The 20,687-nt window shown below is 35.3% G+C and carries 19 protein-coding genes; 13 read left to right on the top strand and 6 right to left on the bottom strand.

Annotated features, from left to right (window positions below; translation table 11 throughout):
• Positions 1 to 24: 24 nt before the first annotated feature.
• Positions 25 to 2,808, bottom strand: a complete 2,784-nt coding sequence (locus ODR02_RS18155; RefSeq protein ID WP_309512979.1) for a bifunctional aconitate hydratase 2/2-methylisocitrate dehydratase — start codon at positions 2,806 to 2,808, stop codon at positions 25 to 27.
• 287 nt (positions 2,809 to 3,095) lie between these two features.
• Here ODR02_RS18155 and ODR02_RS18150 point away from each other — a divergent pair, with 287 nt between their 5' ends.
• From ODR02_RS18150 to ODR02_RS18095, 12 genes are all read left to right on the top strand, one after another.
• Positions 3,096 to 3,866, top strand: a complete 771-nt coding sequence (locus ODR02_RS18150) for a WG repeat-containing protein (RefSeq protein ID WP_245169810.1) — start codon at positions 3,096 to 3,098, stop codon at positions 3,864 to 3,866.
• A gap of 322 nt (positions 3,867 to 4,188) precedes the next feature.
• Entirely contained in the window at positions 4,189 to 6,306 is a 2,118-nt protein-coding gene (locus ODR02_RS18145; RefSeq protein ID WP_309512978.1) for a TonB-dependent receptor, read from the top strand.
• 229 nt (positions 6,307 to 6,535) lie between these two features.
• Positions 6,536 to 7,288 carry a hypothetical protein gene (locus ODR02_RS18140; RefSeq protein ID WP_209786741.1) on the top strand — a complete coding sequence of 251 codons (753 nt, stop codon included), beginning with the start codon at positions 6,536 to 6,538 and terminating at the stop codon, positions 7,286 to 7,288.
• On the top strand, positions 7,276 to 7,818 hold the full coding sequence (locus tag ODR02_RS18135; RefSeq protein ID WP_047381641.1) for an acyl-CoA thioesterase: 543 nt from the start codon (positions 7,276 to 7,278) through the stop codon (positions 7,816 to 7,818). Before ODR02_RS18140 ends, ODR02_RS18135 begins: the two co-directional genes overlap by 13 nt.
• A 78-nt stretch (positions 7,819 to 7,896) precedes the next feature.
• Complete coding sequence (locus ODR02_RS18130) at positions 7,897 to 8,283, top strand: GxxExxY protein (RefSeq protein ID WP_309512977.1); 387 nt, start codon at positions 7,897 to 7,899, stop codon at positions 8,281 to 8,283.
• Positions 8,284 to 8,329: 46 nt separating this feature from the next.
• A complete protein-coding gene (locus ODR02_RS18125) occupies positions 8,330 to 9,259 on the top strand; it encodes a 2-hydroxyacid dehydrogenase (protein WP_309512976.1) in 930 nt (309 codons plus the stop codon).
• Between the two features lie 302 nt (positions 9,260 to 9,561).
• Positions 9,562 to 9,735 carry a bacteriocin-like protein gene (locus ODR02_RS18120; RefSeq protein WP_209786743.1) on the top strand — a complete coding sequence of 58 codons (174 nt, stop codon included), beginning with the start codon at positions 9,562 to 9,564 and terminating at the stop codon, positions 9,733 to 9,735.
• A 24-nt stretch (positions 9,736 to 9,759) separates the two neighbouring features.
• On the top strand, positions 9,760 to 10,632 hold the full coding sequence (locus tag ODR02_RS18115; protein WP_309512975.1) for a hypothetical protein: 873 nt from the start codon (positions 9,760 to 9,762) through the stop codon (positions 10,630 to 10,632).
• Positions 10,613 to 11,455: a GLPGLI family protein gene (locus ODR02_RS18110; protein WP_309512974.1), complete on the top strand. Its 843-nt coding sequence runs from the start codon at positions 10,613 to 10,615 to the stop codon at positions 11,453 to 11,455. Before ODR02_RS18115 ends, ODR02_RS18110 begins: the two co-directional genes overlap by 20 nt.
• A 200-nt stretch (positions 11,456 to 11,655) precedes the next feature.
• On the top strand, positions 11,656 to 12,918 hold the full coding sequence (locus ODR02_RS18105; protein ID WP_309512973.1) for a serine hydrolase domain-containing protein: 1,263 nt from the start codon (positions 11,656 to 11,658) through the stop codon (positions 12,916 to 12,918).
• Between the two features lie 25 nt (positions 12,919 to 12,943).
• Positions 12,944 to 14,722 carry an Ig-like domain-containing protein gene (locus ODR02_RS18100; protein WP_309512972.1) on the top strand — a complete coding sequence of 593 codons (1,779 nt, stop codon included), beginning with the start codon at positions 12,944 to 12,946 and terminating at the stop codon, positions 14,720 to 14,722.
• Between the two features lie 4 nt (positions 14,723 to 14,726).
• The gene (locus tag ODR02_RS18095) at positions 14,727 to 15,185 is read left to right on the top strand and encodes a heme-binding domain-containing protein (RefSeq protein ID WP_309512971.1); all 459 of its coding nucleotides are present in this window, start codon (positions 14,727 to 14,729) and stop codon (positions 15,183 to 15,185) included.
• 103 nt (positions 15,186 to 15,288) lie between these two features.
• Here the strand turns inward: ODR02_RS18095 and ODR02_RS18090 are convergent, their stop codons facing one another.
• From ODR02_RS18090 to ODR02_RS18070, 5 genes are all read right to left on the bottom strand, one after another.
• On the bottom strand, positions 15,289 to 15,801 hold the full coding sequence (locus ODR02_RS18090) for an NUDIX hydrolase (RefSeq protein WP_309512970.1): 513 nt from the start codon (positions 15,799 to 15,801) through the stop codon (positions 15,289 to 15,291).
• Positions 15,798 to 16,712, bottom strand: a complete 915-nt coding sequence (gene xerD / locus ODR02_RS18085; protein ID WP_209786750.1) for a site-specific tyrosine recombinase XerD — start codon at positions 16,710 to 16,712, stop codon at positions 15,798 to 15,800. Before xerD ends, ODR02_RS18090 begins: the two co-directional genes overlap by 4 nt.
• Before the next feature lie 6 nt (positions 16,713 to 16,718).
• Positions 16,719 to 17,141 carry a deoxycytidylate deaminase gene (locus tag ODR02_RS18080; RefSeq protein WP_034692520.1) on the bottom strand — a complete coding sequence of 141 codons (423 nt, stop codon included), beginning with the start codon at positions 17,139 to 17,141 and terminating at the stop codon, positions 16,719 to 16,721.
• Between the two features lie 54 nt (positions 17,142 to 17,195).
• Positions 17,196 to 17,963 carry an enoyl-CoA hydratase-related protein gene (locus ODR02_RS18075; RefSeq protein WP_209786751.1) on the bottom strand — a complete coding sequence of 256 codons (768 nt, stop codon included), beginning with the start codon at positions 17,961 to 17,963 and terminating at the stop codon, positions 17,196 to 17,198.
• 105 nt (positions 17,964 to 18,068) lie between these two features.
• Entirely contained in the window at positions 18,069 to 19,556 is a 1,488-nt protein-coding gene (locus ODR02_RS18070; RefSeq protein ID WP_209786752.1) for a catalase, read from the bottom strand.
• A 133-nt stretch (positions 19,557 to 19,689) separates the two neighbouring features.
• Here ODR02_RS18070 and ODR02_RS18065 point away from each other — a divergent pair, with 133 nt between their 5' ends.
• A complete protein-coding gene (locus ODR02_RS18065; protein WP_047428937.1) occupies positions 19,690 to 20,640 on the top strand; it encodes a LysR substrate-binding domain-containing protein in 951 nt (316 codons plus the stop codon).
• The last annotated feature ends 47 nt before the right edge of the window (positions 20,641 to 20,687 follow it).

Here is a 20,687-nt window from a genome sequence, read left to right as displayed (position 1 = left end):
TCTTTCGCCGTATTTATTAATCTCTTAGTGAGCGCTTGTACTTGTCAATTCCTTAATAGAAGGAACAAAAGTAGTAAGGTCAATACCCTCAACAGCAGCTTTGTACTCATCAATGCTAGGAATTCTTCCGATAATCGCAGAAAGAACAACAACCGGAGTTGAAGCAAGCAGAGATTCTCCTTTTTTACGTTCAGAATCTTCCACTACTCTTCCCTGGAAAAGACGGGTAGAAGTCGCTAAAACAGTGTCTCCTTTTGCCGCTTTTTCCTGGTTACCCATACAAAGGTTACATCCGGGACGCTCAAGGTACATTACGTTTTTGTATTCAACACGAGCTTCTCCTTTTGGAGCATTATCATCAAATTCAAAAGCGGAATATTTTTCTAATAATTCCCAGTCTCCTTCTGCCTTCAGTTCGTCAATGATGTTATAAGTAGGAGCAGCGACTACAAGAGGAGCGCTAAATTCTACCTTTCCTTGTTGTTTTTCAATGTTTCTAAGCATCTGAGAAACGATTTTAAGGTCTCCTTTGTGAACCATACAAGATCCTACGAATCCAAGGTCTACTTTTTTCTCGCCTCCATAATAAGAAAGATCTCTGATGGTATCGTGAGTATATCTCTTAGATACATCATCATTGTTTACATCCGGGTCAGCAATCATTGGTTCAACAATTACATCAAGATCTACCACTACTTCTGCATAATATTTAGCGTTGGAATCCGGAGTCAAAGCAGGTTTTTCTCCTGATCTGATTTCTTCAATTCTCTTATTTGCTTTATCAATTAATCCCTGAAGAACTTTGTTGTGGTTGTCCATACCTTTGTCAATCATGATCTGGATTCTTCCTTTTGCAATTTCCAGTGATTCGATCAAAGTGCTATCTTCAGAAATGTTGATAGAAGCTTTTGCTTTCATTTCAGCAGTCCAGTCTGTAAAGGTAAATGCCTGGTCAGCAGGAAGCGTTCCGATGTGAACCTCAATGATTCTACCCTGGAATACGTTTTCTCCTCCAAACTGCTTCAACATCTGAGCCTGCGTTGCATGAACCACATCACGGAAATCCATGTGTTCTTTCATGTTTCCTTTGAAGGTTACTTTCACAGATTCCGGAATTGGCATAGAAGCTTCTCCAGTAGCTAATGCAAGAGCAACAGTTCCTGAGTCAGCACCGAAAGCCACCCCTTTAGACATTCTTGTGTGAGAGTCACCACCAATGATGATAGCCCACTCATCTACAGTGATATCATTCAATACTTTGTGGATTACGTCAGTCATTGCGTGGTATTCACCTTTTGGGTCACGGGCTGTAATCAAACCGAACTCGTTCATGAATCTCATTAGCTTCGGAATATTAGCCTGAGCTTTTTTATCCCAAACAGAAGCGGTGTGACATCCTGACTGGTAAGCACCGTCAACGATTGGCGAAATCACAGTTGCTGCCATGGATTCAAGCTCTTGAGAAGTCATAAGACCTGTCGTATCCTGAGATCCAACGATATTTACCTGTACACGAACGTCTGAACCAGCGTGTAAAACTTTCCCTGGAGTAGTTCCAACAGCATTTCTGTTGAATATTTTTTCTACAGCGGTAAGTCCTTGTCCTTCATGAGAAATTTCTTTTGACGGAGCAAAAACAGCAGGAGCTTCAACTCCTAAAAGCTGAGCTGCAAATGTCTGTAGTTTTTTACCAAATACAATGGCGTAAGATCCACCCGCTTTGATGAATTCCATCTTTTGCGGAGTGAAAGATTTGGTAAGGTCGATCAATTCTTTATCGCCGTTATATAATTTCTTTTCTTTTGTATTAATCGTTAAAACGGTTCCTGTAGCTACTGAATATGCTTCCTCAAGAACAATGTCACCATTTTCGTTACGAATTGGGTTTCCGTTTTCGTCAACTTTCTTTACCCAGTTTTTAAGGTCAACACCAATACCACCGGTAACGTCTACTGTGGTAAGGAAAATTGGGGAAATACCATTTGTTCCTCCTACAATTGGAGCAATATTTACGAATGGTACATATGGGCTCGCCTGTTTTCCAGTCCAAAGAGCAACGTTATTTACTCCGGACATTCTTGATGAACCTACACCCATTGTTCCTTTTTCAGCGATAAGCATGACGCTTGCATCAGGATGTTGAGCCTGTAAAGCTTTAATCTCTTCCTGAGCCTGAGGAGTAATCATACATTTACCATGAAGTTCACGGTCTGATCTTGAGTGAGCCTGATTACCCGGAGAAAGTAAATCTGTAGAGATATCTCCTTCACCTGCAATAAATGTTACTACTTTAATTTCTTCAGCAACTTCGGGAAGTTTTGTGAAAAACTCTGCTTTCGCGTAGCTTTCAAGAATTTCTTTTGCAATTTCGTTACCGCTATTGAATGCTTCCTTCAGACGGGTAGTGTCTGCTTCGTAAAGGAACACCTGTGTTTTAAGAACATTAGCCGCTTCTTTAGCAATTGCTGCATCATTTCCTAAAGCAAGGTCTAACAACACTTCGATAGAAGGTCCACCTTTCATATGAGATAATAATTCAAAGGCAAATGCCGGAGAAATTTCTTCTACTAGAGATTCACCTAGAATAATTTCTTTTAAAAATTTTGCTTTTACTCCCGCTGCACTTGTCGTTCCGGGTAGTGTGTTATAAATGAAAAATTGAAGAGAATCTGATCGGTCAGCATTACCTGAATCTTTAATTTGCGTAATAATTTCGCTTAGTAATTCAGCACCATCAATTGGCTTTGGATGAAGCCCCTGGGTTTTTCTTTCTTCAATCTCTTTGATGTAATCCTTATAAATACTCATAATAGAAGGTCTTTCAAAATTAAAGGTAGGCCTGCTTTTTCTTTATCGGTGTGTATAAATACAGTTAATGACATTTTGAGTTCTCGCATTTTGATGCAACATTAACCGAATAAAGTCAGCATAATCTACACTTTTCCAAAAGTTTTTTAAAATTATCAAACAATTCAAAATGTTCCCAAAATTACGAAATTTTACTATTTTATAAGAATGAAATTATTTAGATTCTTTATAAATATGAATTTTATAATATCTATTTTTGGTCGTATTTTTGTAAGCAAATGGAGAATATGAAAAATATCCTGAATGTTTTATGTGTTTTTATTTCGATTTTCGTTTTCTCTCAGGCTCAATCTGTGAAGAAAATTCCTGCGAAGAAAGGAACAAAAAGCACGGTTAAAAAAGCAGTTGCAGCCAATAAAGCTAATGCTGATCTTGTTGTGATCAATAAAGATCTTCCTCTTTTGATTCCTAAGAAGAAAGGGGATCAGTTCGGGTATGTTAACCAGAATGGGAAATTTATTATTCAGCCGGAATATCATATTGCCGTATTTTTTTATGAAGACTGCAATCTTCTGAATTCACCTAATGAAAAGGTCAGAAAATTTGGAACAAAAGAGTATGCGACGGTAGAGAAAAATATGATTTCGTACCGTGTAGACCAATCGGGAAAGAGAGTATATCAGTTCAAAGAAGCAGATTTTGGAAAATGCAAATTCGAAAAATATAAACAACAGTTGTTTCAGGCCTATATTCTCAATGGCTTTTATGGGATTATTGAAAAATCAAAGTTTGTGAATGCCGCTGATTACAGACAATATCAAATCTATCCTCAATATCAGTATCTGTTTATTCTGGAGGGAGATGATGTAGCTAATCCTATGATTGTGGCTTCCAATAATGATAAATTCGGAGTTATTGATGTCAACAATAAGATTGTTATTCCGTTTGAATACTCGAATATTAAAAGAAATTTCAGCTGGAAACTGGGAAAAATGTTTGAAGTGACAAAAGATGGCTCAAATTATTACTACATCGACTCCAACAACAAAACTTACTAGATAATTATAAATGATGAATGATGAATGATGAATGATGAATGATTTATTTGATAACTCCTATTTTTCATCGTATTTTTCTTCATCCAATAACCTAATACTTCGCACCTCGTAACCCGTTATCCCGAATCTCGAAACCCGAATCCCAATTCATATATTTTTTGTATTTTTGCCGTTGAAATAAAGGGGTGCTTTAACAGGCTGAGATTATACCCAACGAACCTGGAACAGGTAATGCTGTTTAGGGATGTGTCTTTCTAAGACGCTGAATTGTATAATATCTTATCGATCCCCTTTTATTCATTAAATGTCAAAGATTTATAGAATGAAAGGATTATTTTTTTTAGGGCTTAGCGTAAGCTCTGTAGCTTTTATCCAGGCTCAGAATAAAGATTCTCTGAAGGTCAGGGAAATTGAAGCGGTCAACTTTACTAAAAGACTTCCGGTTGCAAAGGAAATCATCAATGTACAGAAAGATTTAGACGGGAAAAATTTGGGACAGGATCTTCCTATCCTTTTAAAAAATCAAACTTCTGTAATCTCCACCTCAGATGCGGGAAACGGAGTGGGATATACCGGTTTTAGAATTCGTGGAGTTTCAGGAAGTGCCATTAATGTAATGATGAATGGTGTTCCGTACAACGATTCTGAAAGCCAGGGAACATTTTTTGTAAACGTTCCGGATTTAACAAGTTCTGCCTCACAGATTGTCATTCAGAGAGGAGTGGGAACTTCCAATAATGGTATTTCTGCTTTCGGAGCAAGTATCAATGTACTTTCCAAAGATCCGGAAGAGAAGTTTTATTTTAAAACCGACGACAGCTACGGATCATTTAATACCTATAAATATTCAGCTGAAATAGGCTCCGGGAAATTCTGGAACAACCGTCTTTCTGTAATGGGAAGATATACCCATATTCACTCTGACGGATATATCGACAGAGCTTCATCCAATTTACACTCTTATAATTTTACCGCTTTATTTGAAGAAGGAAATACGAAGTTACGTTTAATGGCTTTCGGAGGTAAAGAGAAAACGTATCAGGCTTGGAATGGGATTGATCGTAAAACCTGGGAAAAAGACCCGAAATTCAATGTTTCGGGAGCAATTTATGATGCCAATTGGGAGAATATTGTAAGTTTCTATGACAATGAAACCGATAATTACAGACAGAACCATTATCAGTTACTTTGGGAGCAAAAATTCAGTGACCGATGGAATCTGGAAACAACTTTTCATTATACCAAAGGAAAAGGATATTACGAAAACTATAAGCAGGGAAATCTTTTTTCAAGATATAATCTGCCTGATATCATTGAAGGTGGACAAACCATAAAATACTCTGATTTTATCAGAAAAAAATGGCTGAATAATGATTTCTATGGTATGGTTTCTACCTTGTACGGGAAGTTTGAAAATCTGGATCTGAACTTTGGAGCTGTTGTGAATCAATATTACGGAAGGCATTATGGAAATGTTACCGGTGTATTTTTCCCTCAGATTCATGAACGTGAATACTACAGAAACCGCTCGGTAAAGAATGAAGTGTCTGGTTTTGCAAAAGCATTATTCAGAGTAGATAACTTTGAATTCTTTGGTGATTTACAACTAAGAAAAATCAATTACAATACCAAAATCCTGATGGCAGGTGATGGTGAAGGTGCGGATTTAAGCAAAAACTGGCTGTTCTTTAATCCAAAAGCTGGGGTGAACTACCGAATTGAAGGAGGGAAGGTATTCCTTTCTTATGCTCATGCCCACCGTGAACCGAACAGAGATGACCTGATGGCCAATAATGATGTGAAAGCTGAAAAACTTCATGATATTGAAGCTGGTTTTGAAAAGCAGTTCGGAATCGTATCACTTACTGCGAATGTTTACTATATGTATTATGTGAATCAGTTGGTTTTAAACGGAGAATTGAATAACGTAGGAGCATTCATCAGAACAAACTCAGGAAAGAGCTACAGAAGAGGAGTTGAGGTTGGAGCTTTGGCTAAACTATCCAAACAATGGGAAGTTTCCGGGAATGTAACCTTAAGCCAGAACAGGAATCAGGATTTTAATATTCAAAATGGGGATACTCCTAAAAGCCTTGGAAATACACAGATTTCATTTTCTCCGAATGTAATTGCTAATTTGAGCTTGAAATTTAATCCTACAAAAAATTTCCAGTTTGTTGTAATGAACCAGTATGTGGGAAAACAATATCTTGATAATACAGAAGATGCAAACTTACAGCTTAAAGATTATTTTCTGACAGACTTTAATGCGCAATATCAGTTTAAAATTGCCAATAATGAAATCGCTTTAAAACTGTTGGTGAATAACCTGTTCAACAAAAAATATGTGAACAATGGATCTGTATATGAAGGGCAGCCCTATTATTTTTCACAGGCAGGAACAAACTTTATGTTTGGGATGAGTTGGAAGATTCAATAATCGTGAAAAGGCAAAAAGGTTTTGAGAACAGATCTGTAGGATCATAAATTGACCTTTTTATTTTTGACTGTTTTACCATTTTCATAACAATTGTTAAGCTTAAAAAAAGAAGTTTAAATAACCGTATTCCTATTTTAATACGGAATAATCAAAGGACTGTTTCGGCAGTCTTTTTTATATCCATTAAATTTTACAAAAAGTCACGAAAAAGTTATAAATTTGCTGCCAAATGAATATTTCAGCATACATTTTAGAATATTTAAAACAATTTGGAACTGCCACGGTTCCAGGCTTCGGGGTGTTTTCACTGAAAAATTCCAAGGCAATTATCAATTCCGAAAACGGAAGCATCCTGCCTCCGGCCAGTCAGATTGAATTTACAATAGACTACGAAATACAGGCTGAAGATCTTACTGCTTTTATTGCAGGACAGAAACAGATGTCCCTGGAAGCTTCAAGAAGTGATCTTAAGATCCAGACTGATTTTTGGAAGAAAAAACTTCAGGCCGAACAGGTTCTTGAAATTCAAAACCTTGGAACAGTTTTCATTGAAGAAGGGCATACCCATTTCAAAGGAAAAAGAATAGAATCCGGACGTCCTGACTTTTACGGACTGGAAGAGATTCGTTTTTCAGATATCAATAACGGGGAAAAGGTAAAAACTTTAGTGAACCGCGAAAAAGATTTTAAATTCAGAAAAACAATTCTCTGGGTTTTCCTTCTGATTATTCCGGTTCTAGGAATTTTATATCTGGCATTTACCCAGCAGGAACTTATTTTTGGAAAAAAATCTTTCAAGAATGTTTCCGTACAGACTTCTACCCATCGAATTGTAAAAGATACAGTAAAGGTGATGGTACATACTCCGCAAACACCCGTTTCAGATTCTTTGAAAAAAGATTCATTAGCAAAACCTGCCGGAAAAGCAAAACAATCTGCCCCGGCCGCTCCAAACAACACTAAGAATAGATGGCAAAAATAAAAAAAGCGTCAGAATCTCTGACCATTATGACCAATATCGTTCTTCCGAACGAAACCAACTCTTTAAGAAACCTTTTCGGTGGTGAACTATTAGCAAAAATGGACCGTTGTGCGTCTATTTCTGCAGCAAGACACTGTGAAAGAAGAGTTGTTACAGCTTCTGTAAACCACGTATCTTTCAATCATCCGATTCCGGAAGGTGGAGTAGTGGTATTGGAATCTAAAGTTTCCAGAGCATTCTCTACTTCCATGGAAGTGTATGTGGATGTATGGTTGGATGATCCGATCAATCAGAAGAAAATTCACACCAATGCCGGTATTTATACCTTTGTTGCTGTAGATGAATTCAACCGCCCGATTCCTATCCCGGAAATGGTTCCGGAAACAGAAGAAGAGAAAGAAAGATTTGCTGCGGCTTTCCGTAGAAAAGAACTTTCATTGATTCTTTCAGGAAGAATGAAGCCTCTGGAATCTGTAGAACTTAAAAAGTTATTCCAGGAACCACAGGAGTCTAAAAAAGACAAAAAGTAAAAACACAAAAAACACAAATGTCTAGCACGAATTTTCACAAATGGTTTGTGCCTGATCAAATGAAAAAAAATAATGAAAATGGATATTTCAGAAAATGATATATCAAAAATTGTTTATGAGGCCGGGTATATAGTTCATAAAGCGTTGGGACCTGGACTTTTGGAAAGTGCTTATGAAGAATGTCTGTTTTATGAATTAAATAAACATGATATTCTTGTAGAAAGACAAAAACCGATGCCATTAATTTATGATGAAATTAAAATGGATGTTGGCTATAGACTTGACTTTTTAATTGAGAAAAAATTTGTGCTGGAAATAAAATCTATAGAATCATTACAGGATATTCATTTAGCACAAATACTTACCTACCTCGGCCTAAGTAATTGTAAACTTGGAATGTTGATTAATTTTAATACCATCCAGTTTAAAAACGGAGTAAAAAGAGTTATCAACGGGATATTATAATTTGTGCTATTTGTGCAACCAATTTGTGCCATTTGTGTTTAAAAAAATGAAAATACTTCTTTTAGATAAAAACCATCCTCTTATTACTGAACAGCTTCTGGCTCAGAATTTTATATTGGAAGAGGATTTTACGTCGTCTTATGATGAGGTTTGTGATAAAATTGAGAATTACGACGGTATTATTATCAGAAGCCGTATTCCTTTAGACAAAAACTTTCTGGAAAAAGGTAAGAATCTGAAGTTTATTGCAAGAGTAGGAGCCGGAATGGAAAATATTGATATTCCTGTTGCCGAAAAACTGGGGATTCAATTGATCAATTCTCCGGAAGGAAACAGAGATTCTGTAGCAGAACATGTAGTAGGAATGCTGCTTGTTATCATGAACCGACTTTTTATAGCTTCTCAGGAAGTGAAAAACGGGATCTGGAAACGTGAAGAAAACAGAGGTGATGAGCTGTTAGGAAAAACAGTCGGATTAATTGGGTATGGAAATATGGGGAAAGCTACGGCTAAAAGACTTTCCGGTTTTGGATGTAAAGTGATTTTCCATGATATACTTCCAGGCCTTTCAGATGAATATGCCACACAGGTATCATTGGAAGAACTGAAACAGTCTGCAGAAGTTGTAAGCTTACATATCCCTTTAACTTCGGAAACGCATTATCTTATTGATGAAACGTTCATCGCAGAAATGAAAAACGACTTCTATTTTGTCAATACAGCAAGAGGAAAGAATGTGAAAACTAAAAGTTTAGTGGAAGCATTGAAGTCTGGGAAAGTAAAAGGTACTTGTCTGGATGTATTAGAGTATGAAAAGTCTTCTTTCGAGAATATTGAGGCCGAAAATGAAGATTTAAAATATCTTCTCGAATCAGAAAAAGCCATTGTAACACCACACATTGCTGGCTGGACGCATCAGAGCAAAGAAAAGCTGGCTCAGTTTATTGTAGATAAAATTGTTGCTTCACATTGTTAGGCAAAAAAAATAATAAGATAAAAAGCGAATTTACGAAAAGTGAATTCGCTTTTTTATTTACTATGAACACTTTTTTAATTGTTGTCGCTGTATGACTTTTTGTTGTATTTACAGTGGGAATTAGCAGTAAGAGAAAATTTAAATGTTCACTAGAATATGAATCATTTAAAATGGGAAAGACTGAGGATTAGTCTCTCTGTATAAACTAAGAAGAAATCTACCACTTTATTTTTTATAATAAAATTCCCTAATGATTGAATAATTGTATATATTTATAGTCCAATTCTAAAATATTTATTATAATGAAAAATTTAAGACAAGTTTCAAAAGAGCAATTAAAAAAAGTTTTTGGAGGAACAGGTCCTCAGGCTAACTGTCATTGTAGTCCATCGGGATCAGGAAAACCTGCGATAGATATTATTGCTGATAATGCGGTTGATTGCTTTAATAAATGTGAGGAGTATAGAAATAATTAAAATTTTTCAATTTGCACTTCACAAATGAAACAGTCATTTTTAGGTAAGAGGATATTCTGTATCCTCTTATTCAGTTATTCAGTATTATCATCTCAAAAAATTACTATTATTAATAACAATACCGGGTCGGTTACTATTAAAAATAATAAGACAGAAGTGATATTAAAAGAAGGGAATAAAAAGGAATTCTCAGGTATAGTAAATAAAATTTCAATTAAAGGGACTCAAGATCTGGATAGATCTTTGACGATATATCTTGAACCTACCGAAAAATTAATATTAACTATAAAGAATAATACAATTGTTTATCAGGGAGATCAAGCCGCTATTAATGAATATCTCAATGAAAAATTAAATGTAGATACATATGGGAAAATGAAGGACTATTTACAGGCAAGTGAAAAAAAGAGTTTGAGTCCTTTAAAAATAAATTCCGAATTATTTCTTACAAACATTTTAAAGAAAGTAAATTTAAAATCTATAATTATTTCTTCAGAAGATACTAATTCTACGAAAAAAATAAAAACTCATATAAAGTATAACTGGCTTTATACCATTTTTTCTTCTGTTATTAGCTTAAAGGATAAAAATTTCAGCAAAGAAGTTATTAACTATTATTATCAGAAATATATTGAATCGGATATTACAGAATTCAGCTGCAATGGAGCATTCCAATATAACGTTATGGAAATATTAATAAAAAATAAAGATATAGTATCTGCTCATTTTCCGATGTATACTATTGTTGAACATTCTGATTCTGATAATATAAATCAGTATCTTCCAAAAACTTGTCAAAAATATTTTTTTTTCAATAAATACCGTTACTTTGAACATATTAATGACCCTCAGAAAGATTATTATGAAAAAGTTCTAAATGAAAAATTTACCGATTAATTACTATACAATGCGAAAGTTTATATTTTATTTATATATTTTTTTATCATCATGTACTTATATAGCTGCACAAAATTATCAGGTCACATATGAAGTGCAATTTAAGCCAGTAAAGGATAAAGATTCATTAGTAAAAGAATATATGGCTCTAAAAATAATTGCTAATCAAAGTATTTTTTATAACCTAAATAAAGAAAAAATTGATTCTCTAGTCAGTAAGTCGGATTATAAAGGAGTATCAGCAATTAAAAATTCTTTTTTAAGAATAAAAGTATTCAAAGACTTTTCAAAAGATTATTTTACTGTAGGTGGTAATTTTAACCAATTCAATTATTGGTATAAAGAAGATAAGATTAATTTTTATGATTTAAAGAAGTATGGTAAATATAAGGGCTATATGGCCAATGAAGCATTCGCCGATTTTGGGAAAAGAGTATGGCACGTTTTATATACCAATGATATTCCAATCAATGATGGTCCTTATGTTTTTTCAGGATTACCCGGTTTAGTTATTAAAGCAGAGTCAGTAGATGGAAATTATACTTTTGAATTAATTGGAATTAAGAAATTAGAGAATCAGCCTGAAATGAATGCTATCAAAGAAAACATAAGAAAAGAGAAACTAAAGAAGAATATTAATGACTTTATAAAAGATCCTGCGGCTCATAATATTAACTTTAAAAATGATTTGGGAGATAGTTTTAGTTATGAATTTAAAGGGATTAAAGACAATAACTATAATGCTACAAATGAATATTTAAATAAAATATTTAATCAATTCAATAACTATCCAGATAAGGACATTCCTGTTATAACATTTTAGAAATTCTGTACTGTTTTATAAATTAGAGGATAAGTTACTATGATTGAGTTGGATTAGGTCAGAACAGGATTAAAGAATCTTAAAACAATTCTTGTCCAAATTTCACTTTTTCTCTCATGAATGTTAAATAATTCATAATATCCACCTCATGTTTATTATTTATTTTGAGTTTTATTAAATTGCCGCTCATTTTGAATCTCATGACGACGCGTAATTTTGTACTTATCTTAACTGTTTTCTTATCAATATTTTCTTGTAAAAAAAAGTCTGAAGCTAAAGGTGCTTCGGCTGAAAATACAACCAATCTTCCTAACTATGGAAACGTAGATTTGGGAGATGTCTTCACGAAAGGTGATGGGCAGCTTCTAAACAGACAGACTACGGTAAGTTATATCGATCAGTATTACAAGAAGATATGGGAAGCAGGAGATCTTAGTGGCGGAATTCTTGTTGCCAAAGGTGATGAAATTCTATATGAGAATTACAGAGGTTTTGGAAGAGAAGGAAATCAGATGCCTATTGATAAAAATACACCTTTACATGTAGCGTCAGTTTCAAAGACCTTAACTGCAATGGCGATGATGAAGCTAATTGAGGCCGGTAAAATAAAACTTACAGATCATCTTACTCAGTTTTTTCCAGGATTTCCTTATCCTAATGTTACGGTTCAAACGTTATTAGATCAAAGAAGTGGTCTTCCGAAATACGAATACTTTATTACTAAAATACAGCCTGCACCGGCAGAACTTTCCAAGCCATTCATTACCAATCAGGATGTATTGAATATGATTATCAAATACAAACCTGATCTGGCAAGAGATACGGATACAGGGTTTATGTACTGTAATACCAACTTTGCTTTATTGGCCTTGCTGGTTGAAAAAGTTACCAAAACTCCTTTTCCTCAAGCGATGAAAGAAATGGTTTTCACTCCGCTGAAAATGAATAATACGTACATTTTCCAGGAAAAAGATATTCCTACCGCTTCACAGTCATTCTATTATGGAGGAAACAAACTGTATCCTTTAGACAGACTGGATCTTATTTACGGAGATAAAAATGTATACACGACCCCAAGAGATTTATACAATTTCTCAAAAGCCATGTTTTCAAAAAATTTCCTTAAACCAGAACTTATGGAAATGGTATTTGCTCCTTATAGCAATGAAAAAGCAGGAATGAATAACTATGGTTTAGGATTCAGAATGAAAATATTTGATAACGGTGAAAAGCTTACTTATCATAACGGATGGTGGCATGGTACGAATTCCGTATTTGCCCACCTTTTAAAATCTAAAGTGACCATTGTAGCTATTGGAAACAAATATTCAAACAAAGTATATACAGCCCTTGCATTATCAGGCTTATTCGAAGATTTCCCTTTGCAGAAGGATAAGCTTCATACCGTGATGCATGACAATAAAGATACTTTGAATTCCGGACAGGAAGTTTTTGGAGAATAATGTTTACTTTTGCCTAAACATTTTCATGAAAAGGTTTCTTTTATTATTCGTTATCTGTTTTCTTGTTCATTCTTGTGCAAGAGTAGGATCTCCTATTGGAGGACCTAAAGATACCCTTGCGCCGAAGTTTTTAAGCTCAAACATTGATACCACAAGAATTAATGTCAAAAGAGATATTCGCGAACTCCGTCTGGATTTTGATGAATATGTGACTTTAAAGGACATCAACAAAAATCTGATTATTTCACCTCCTATAAAAGGGATAACAAGGATTCTTCCTTCGAATATAGCCAATAAATTTGTACTGATCCAGTGGACGGATACTCTTCAGGCCAATACAACTTATAATTTCAATTTTGGAAATTCAATTGTTGATAATAATGAATCCAATATACTGAGGTATTTTAATTTTGCTTTTTCCACAGGAGATAAACTGGATGATCTTTATGTGAGCGGTGAAGTAAAGGATGCATTGGATATTAAAAAGAAGACCGGAACAACAACGGAGAATAAACTGGTGGTTGGATTGTATCAGGTAAAAGATACCATGGATTACAAGAAAAAGCCTTACTATATCACCAAGGTGGATGAAGACGGATATTACGAATTAAACTATCTGACCCCAGGGAAATATAAAATTATTGCTTTTGAAGATGAGAATGGAAATTCTATGTATGATCCGGGTAAAGAAAAAGTAGGGTTCCAGAAAGATCCGATTAATGTTGAAAAATCTATTTCAGGATTAAATCTAAAAGTTTATCCTTCCAAAAAGCCTGTGAAATATGTAGAAATGAAAGAAACTGCAGGAGGCGTTCTGATGACATTCGAGGGGAATCCAGATGAAGTTAAAGTTCAGTCATTGAATGAGAAATTGAAGGATGTAAAAATAACACATAATCCAAAATCTGATTCCGTTAGAATCTGGTTTGATGCAGTGAAAGATGACGTGGGACAGACCGCCAATGAAAAGCTTATATTCACACATAATAAAGGTCCGAAAAAAGACAGTGCTTACAGCGTTTCCTTATTTTACAGATATAATAAGAAGAATGCTATGGATGTCTTCAGTGACAATGATGGAACTTCCATTGCTCCAAAAGCCGATTTAAAAATTGCTTCCAACTATATTGTTGATAAAATTGATCCTTCAAAATGGACACTGAAAATTAAAGGAGACAGCCTGACAACTTTGCCATTTACCGCAAAAATCTCAGAAACAAATCCTTACCAGATCCAGGTTCAGTCAGATTTTGTGATGGGAAAAAGCTATGAGCTTACTGTTCCTAAGGAAACGATATCCTCATTCTATACAAAAAATACACAATCTAAGCGTTTCGACTTTGATGTGGCTAAAGTAGACCAGTTTGGAAGTGTTGAATTCTCTATTTCGAATGCGCCAACTACCAATTATTGGATTCAGCTGGTAGATTCTTCAGACAAGATAGCCTATCAGAAATATATCAAAGGAGATCATATAAAATTTGATATCCTGAAACCTGGAGAATATATTGTAAGAATTCTGGTGGATAATAACGGCAATAAATATTGGGATGAAGCAGACTTTGCTAATGATGTTTTTGCTGAAGATGCTTATATTTTCTACAAAAAAGTAATTGTGAGAGGTCTATGGGAAACAAGGGAAGAATGGGATCTGAAAGATTCCAGAACACTTGATAACCCTAAAGGAACAACAGCTCCTGCACCAACGCCAGCCGTGGAAACACCACCAGCTGCTGCTGAAGTGAAACAGGAAGTTAAGAAAGAATTGAAATCCTCCAATGCAGTTTTAACTCCGGTAAAGTAAGCTGATGAAAATAGTTAAGAAAATAGTATTCTGGACATTGGTAGCATTTGCTCTGATTCAGTTTTTTCCTATTGACAGAACCAATAAACCTATTGATCCTGCTGTAAACTTTGTGGAGGCAAGGAAATCACCGGAAAAGATCAGAACGCTGCTTAAAAATGCATGTTATGACTGTCATTCCAATGAGACGGTTTATCCGAAATATGCCTTTATTGCTCCTGTTTCATGGTCTGTAAAAAGCCATGTGAATGAAGGCCGGGAACATCTGAATTTTTCTACCTGGGGAAATTATAATAAGGATTTGAAGGAGAATATGCTTACGAAATCTATTCAAACAATCCAGAATAGGACAATGCCAATGCCTGGTTATATTGTCTATCATCAGGAAGCCAATCTTTCAGAAGCAGAAAGAGCATTATTGATTCAGTACTTTGAAGAAATGCTTAAGGCTAAAACGTATTAATTCAATCATAAAAAAAACTCTCGCAGATTTTACAGATCCAGCAGATGATTGTATTTACAATCTGCTCAATTTGCAAAATCTGCGAGAGAATATATTACAAAAATTATTTCTTTAAATAACTCTCGAAAAATCTCTTCTGGGAATCAAAAGCAATGTCCTCTAAGTTTAGCTCCTGTAAAGGAATCCAGACTGCCTCTGAAATCTCAGAGAGCTCAAGATTTACCTCAAACTTTTCCGAAACATTATACTCATAAAATAGATCAATCGTATTATAATCAATCTCTTTGTATTGATAGATGTTAGGAAGGCTGGTAAGGTATTTCAGGTTAGAAATATCAATATCAAGCTGAAGTTCTTCAAAAAGTTCTCTTTTACAGGTTTCCTCTGCACTTTCTTTTGGGTCGACAAATCCTCCGGCAAGATCAAGTTTTCCTTTTTTGGGATCTCTGTTTCTTCGGGTAAGATAAATTTCGTCTCCACATCTGATGACAACTGCTACTGCACCTGCCACATTATTATACAAAGTAAAACCGCATTCCGGACAGTTCCATTTCTTTTCACCATCCCAGTGTAAGGACTCTTTGCCACAGCTTGGACAATATTTCAATAGTTTCATTGAGCAATATTAATATTTCTCGGGTGATAACTCAAAATAACATCCCTTAATTCTTCAGTTTTCAGATGCGTATAGATCTCCGTTGTCGTAATACTGGAATGTCCCAGCATTTCCTGAATATAACGCAAATCTGCCCCATTCTGTAATAAATGGGTTGCAAACGAATGTCTGAAGGTGTGTGGAGATATTTTTTTGTTGACCCCGGCTTTATCTGTAAGTTCTTTAATAATAAGAAATACAATCACTCTGGACATAGAAGTCCCACGGCTGTTCAAAAACAGAGTGTCTTCATATTTCTTATTAATTTTACCTTTAGAACGTACCTCTTTGATATAACTTTCCAGCATATCTGCAGTATAGTCAGCTAAAGGAACAAAACGGGTTTTGTTTCCTTTTCCGTGTACTTTGATGTACTGCTCTTTGAAGTTGATATTGGAGATCTTCAGATCAATCAGTTCGGAAACCCGAAGTCCGCAGCCATATAGTACCTCTATGATGCAGTGGTTTCTTTTTCCGAGATCTGTATTGACCTCAATAGCAGCAATAATTTTGTTGATATCAGGCAAGCTTAAAGTATCTGGTAGATATAATCCCAATTTAGGGCCTTCAAGTAACGCCGCAGGATTGTCTTCACGATATTCATCCTCCAGCAGAAATTTAAAGAAAGCTTTAATGGAAGATATCCATCTTGCCTGTGATCTCTCACTGAATTTCTGTTTGGAAAGATTGAAAATGTATTCCTGCAGGTTTTCGTAACCGATGGAGTCTGGACCGACGTTTTCCAGATCCTCTTCTGCGTAATCTTTTAATTTCTTAATGTCCCGAACGTAGGCGTCGAGTGTGTTTTCTGAAAAATTTCTTTCGAAACGAAGAAATATTTCAAAATCTTTGATCTTTTCATCCCAAGTCATTTGTGCTTATTTTTTTAGTTCACAGTCCGATATTTGTTCTATTTCAATATTATGGTTTCTCAGGAACGATATCCCATCGTCATCCGAATACTCATTAATGTACACCAGTCTCGTAATTCCTGCCTGTAAAATCAGCTTGCTGCATTCTTTACAGGGAGACAGCGTCAGATATAACGTTGCCCCTTTTGCAGATTGAGTGGAAGCTGCTAGTTTTAATATAGCGTTGGCTTCTGCATGCAATACGTACCAGTGTGTTTTCCCTTCTCCATCTTCACAGCAGTTTTCGAATCCCGAAGGAGTCCCGTTGTAACCATCTGAAATAATCATCCTATCTTTTACGATAAGAGCTCCCACCTGTTTTCTCTTACAGTAGGAGAGTTTTGCCCATTCCTGAGCCATTTTTAGATAAGCTTTATCAAACTTATTCATACCGCAGCATTGTTTTTTTTCGAAATAATTTGGATTAAAATCTTTTAGAAAGATTTAGAAGTTAGGTTTTCTCTTCTCTAGAAACGCAGTAACTCCTTCTTTCTTATCTTCCATGTCAAAAAGTTCACCGAAATACTTGATTTCAGCTTCAAAACCTTTCTCCGTGTCAGATAAATTCACGGCATTTATAGCCTTGGATATTGCCATTGGTGAATTATAGGCAATCGTGTTTGCTAATTCTTTCGTTTTGGTTAATAATTCTTCAATAGGATATACTTCATTGACCAGTCCGATCTCTTTTGCTTTTTGAGCAAAGATCATTTTGGCAGAGAAGATCATTTCATTGGCAATACCTTTTCCTACAAGCTTTGGAAGCCTTTGAGTTCCTCCATATCCTGGAATCAGTCCAAGAGTTACTTCAGGAAGCCCTAATCTGGCGTTTTCCGATGCATATCTGATGTGGCATGCCATGGCAAGCTCTAAACCTCCTCCCAATGCAAAACCGTTTACGGCTGCAATGACAGGTTTAGACATGTTTTCAATTTTGTTGAACAATGTGTTTTGTCCGTTTCTTGCAAGTTCTTCAGCTTTTTCCTGTCCGAAATCACTGAATTCCTTGATGTCAGCTCCCGCTACAAAAGATTTTTCTCCACTGCCTGTAAGGATAATTACCCTACAAGAAGTATCAGCGTTAAGCTCGTCCAGTGCAGTGCTGATTTCCTGAATTGTTTTAGCGTTTAAAGCATTTAAACTTTCAGGTCTGTTTATGGTAATGATAGATAATTTATCTTCTTTTTTTAATAATATGTTCTCGTAACTCATTTTTCCACTTTAAAATATCATCCTTTGCAAATTATGAATTTTTTACAAAAAAAAGGAAAAAATATTATTTTTTTTTCCTTTTTTTTAATTTATCCTTCCAAATAATTATTTGGAATGATTCATCATATTTGCATCAATATTGACATTTAGTTGAGAAGCCACTTTCATGCCAAGTTCAATATTAGCACGGAAAAAGTGACACAGCTGTCGATTGATAATTTCATCTTTTTTCGGTCCGGTTATACCATTCATGCTGCCTACAATATTTTTGATCAAATGATCTCTTTCTTCTGCATTCATTGCTTTTGAATATAAAAGCCCCGGTTGAGTATAGTGATCACTGTCGTTCTCATTTCTGTTATAGCTGGCAACATGAGCACTGTCTAGCTCATATTCATAGTTTTTATAAGATGGATCCGCTTTGATGTCATCAAAACTGTTGGGATGATAATTCGGTTGATCCTGATAATGGCTTGAATCTGCCATATAGCCGTCCCTTTGGTAGTTATTGACAGCAAAAGGACATCTGTTCACTTCCAGCTGATGCGAGTTTACCCCCACTCTGTAGCGGTGTGCGTCTGGATAAGAGAATAATCTTCCCTGAAGCATTTTGTCAGGTGAGAAGCTGATTCCGTTAATCAGGTTGCTGGGTGAAAAAGTAGACTGTTCCACATGCGCAAAATAATTAACAGGGACTTCGTTCAGTTCCATTTCTCCTACTTCGATCAAAGGGAAGTCATCGTGGAACCATACTTTGGTTACATCAAAAGGATTCCATCTGAAATCTTTTGCCTGTTCTTCGGTCATTACCTGTATGTATAAAGTCCATTTCGGGAAGTCTCCATTTTCAATAGCGTTGCAAAGATCTTCCTGGGCAAAGTCAGGGTTTTCACCAGCCATTTTTACAGCTTCTTCATCTGTGAAATTTTTTACACCCTGTTTTGTTTTGAAGTGGAATTTCACCCATACTCTTTCATTTTTATCATTAATCATGGAGAAAGTATGAGATCCGAAACCATGCATATGTCTGTAACCATGCGGAGTTCCTCTGTCTGACATTAATATAAGAACCTGATGAAGAGACTCTGGGTTTAAACTCCAGAAATCCCACATCATGGTGGCACTTTTTAAATTTGTTTTGGGTACTCTTTTCTGAGTATGGATAAAGTCCGGGAATTTTTTTGCATCCTTAATAAAGAATACCGGTGTATTATTTCCTACAAGATCCCAGTTTCCGTCTTCGGTATAAAATTTTAAAGCAAAGCCTCTTGGATCTCTTGCCGTATCTGCGCTTCCTTTTTCGCCTCCCACTGTGGAGAATCTTGCAAACATTCTGCACGAATTTCCTACTTTTGAAAACAGTTTTGCTTTCGTGTACTGGCTGATGTCATGCGTTACGGTAAAAGTTCCGTAAGCTCCGCTTCCTTTGGCATGCACAATTCTTTCAGGAATTCTTTCCCTAACGAAATGCGCAAGATTTTCCTGAAGAATAAAGTCTTGCAGCAATACCGGGCCTCTTGGTCCTACCGTCTGTGAATCCTGATGTTCAAAATAAGGTGCACCGTTACTTAACGTTAATTTTTTAGAATCCATATCATTAATGATTTGTATAAATGTTTTTCTTTTTCTAAATCCAAGTGTAAAGGTAATGAATATCAAATTTACTTGAATTTTTAATTGCTAATAGCAAAAACGTTATATCTTTGTAATAGATAATATTAATCAAATGAACATTCAGCAACTGGAGTATCTTATCGCTGTTGATAAGTATAAACATTTTGGTAAAGCCGCTCAGGCGTGTTTTATTACCCAACCTACGTTAAGTGCCATGATACAGAAATTTGAGGATGAACTGGATGTAAAGGTTTTTGACAGAACTACCCACCCGATTCGTACCACAGATGTAGGTCTTCAGATTATTGATCAGGCAAAAGTGATTATAGAGTCTGTCAATGAGCTGAAAAACAAAGCCAATCTTTTGAATAATATTTTAGGAGGAACCATTAATCTGGGGATTATTCCTACGGTGTCTTCTTTCATTCTGCCAACGGAAATCTTTAAATTCCTTGAAGATAATCCGAAGATCCAGATGAATGTAAAAGAAATGACTACGGATAATATTATTAAAGCTTTGAAAGCTGGTGAACTGGATGCGGGAATTATCTCAACACCTTATGACACTGCTGACGAGTTTTATCAGGATTTCTTATTCAATGAAGAATTGATGATTTACAGTTCCAATACGGAAGCCAACAAAAAGAATTCTTACATCATTCCGGAAGATCTGAATGTAGAGAAAGTATGGTTGCTTGAAGAAGGAAACTGTTTAAGAAACCAGTTTGAAAATATCTGTCACCTGAAAGAAAATACCTTGAAGCCTAAAAATTTAGACTTTCTGGCTTCCAATATCCAAACCTTGGTACACATGGTAGATAAGGTAGGAGGAATCAGTATTCTGCCGGAACTGGCATTGAGTCAGCTTTCAGAAGAGCAGAAGAAAAATGTTTTCAGATTCAAAAAACCTTTCCCTTACAGAGAAATCAGTATTATTTATTATAAGCCAACATTTAAGCAAAAAATAATTGATGAATTGTCACATTCTATCAAAACTTCTTTAGAACTTAAGCTGAATTATCACGAAAGTCCGAAAGAATTTGTAAGCATTAAGCCTCAGTAATGGAAATGCTTTAAAGTGATAGAAATCATCAATTTAAATAAAATTAT

The organism is Chryseobacterium sp. CFS2 (assembly GCF_036543225.1).
Taxonomy (GTDB): Bacteria; Bacteroidota; Bacteroidia; order Flavobacteriales; family Weeksellaceae; genus Chryseobacterium; species Chryseobacterium culicis_A.
Note: the sequence above shows the minus strand (reverse complement) of the source record. Positions and strands in the feature narration are given on the sequence as shown.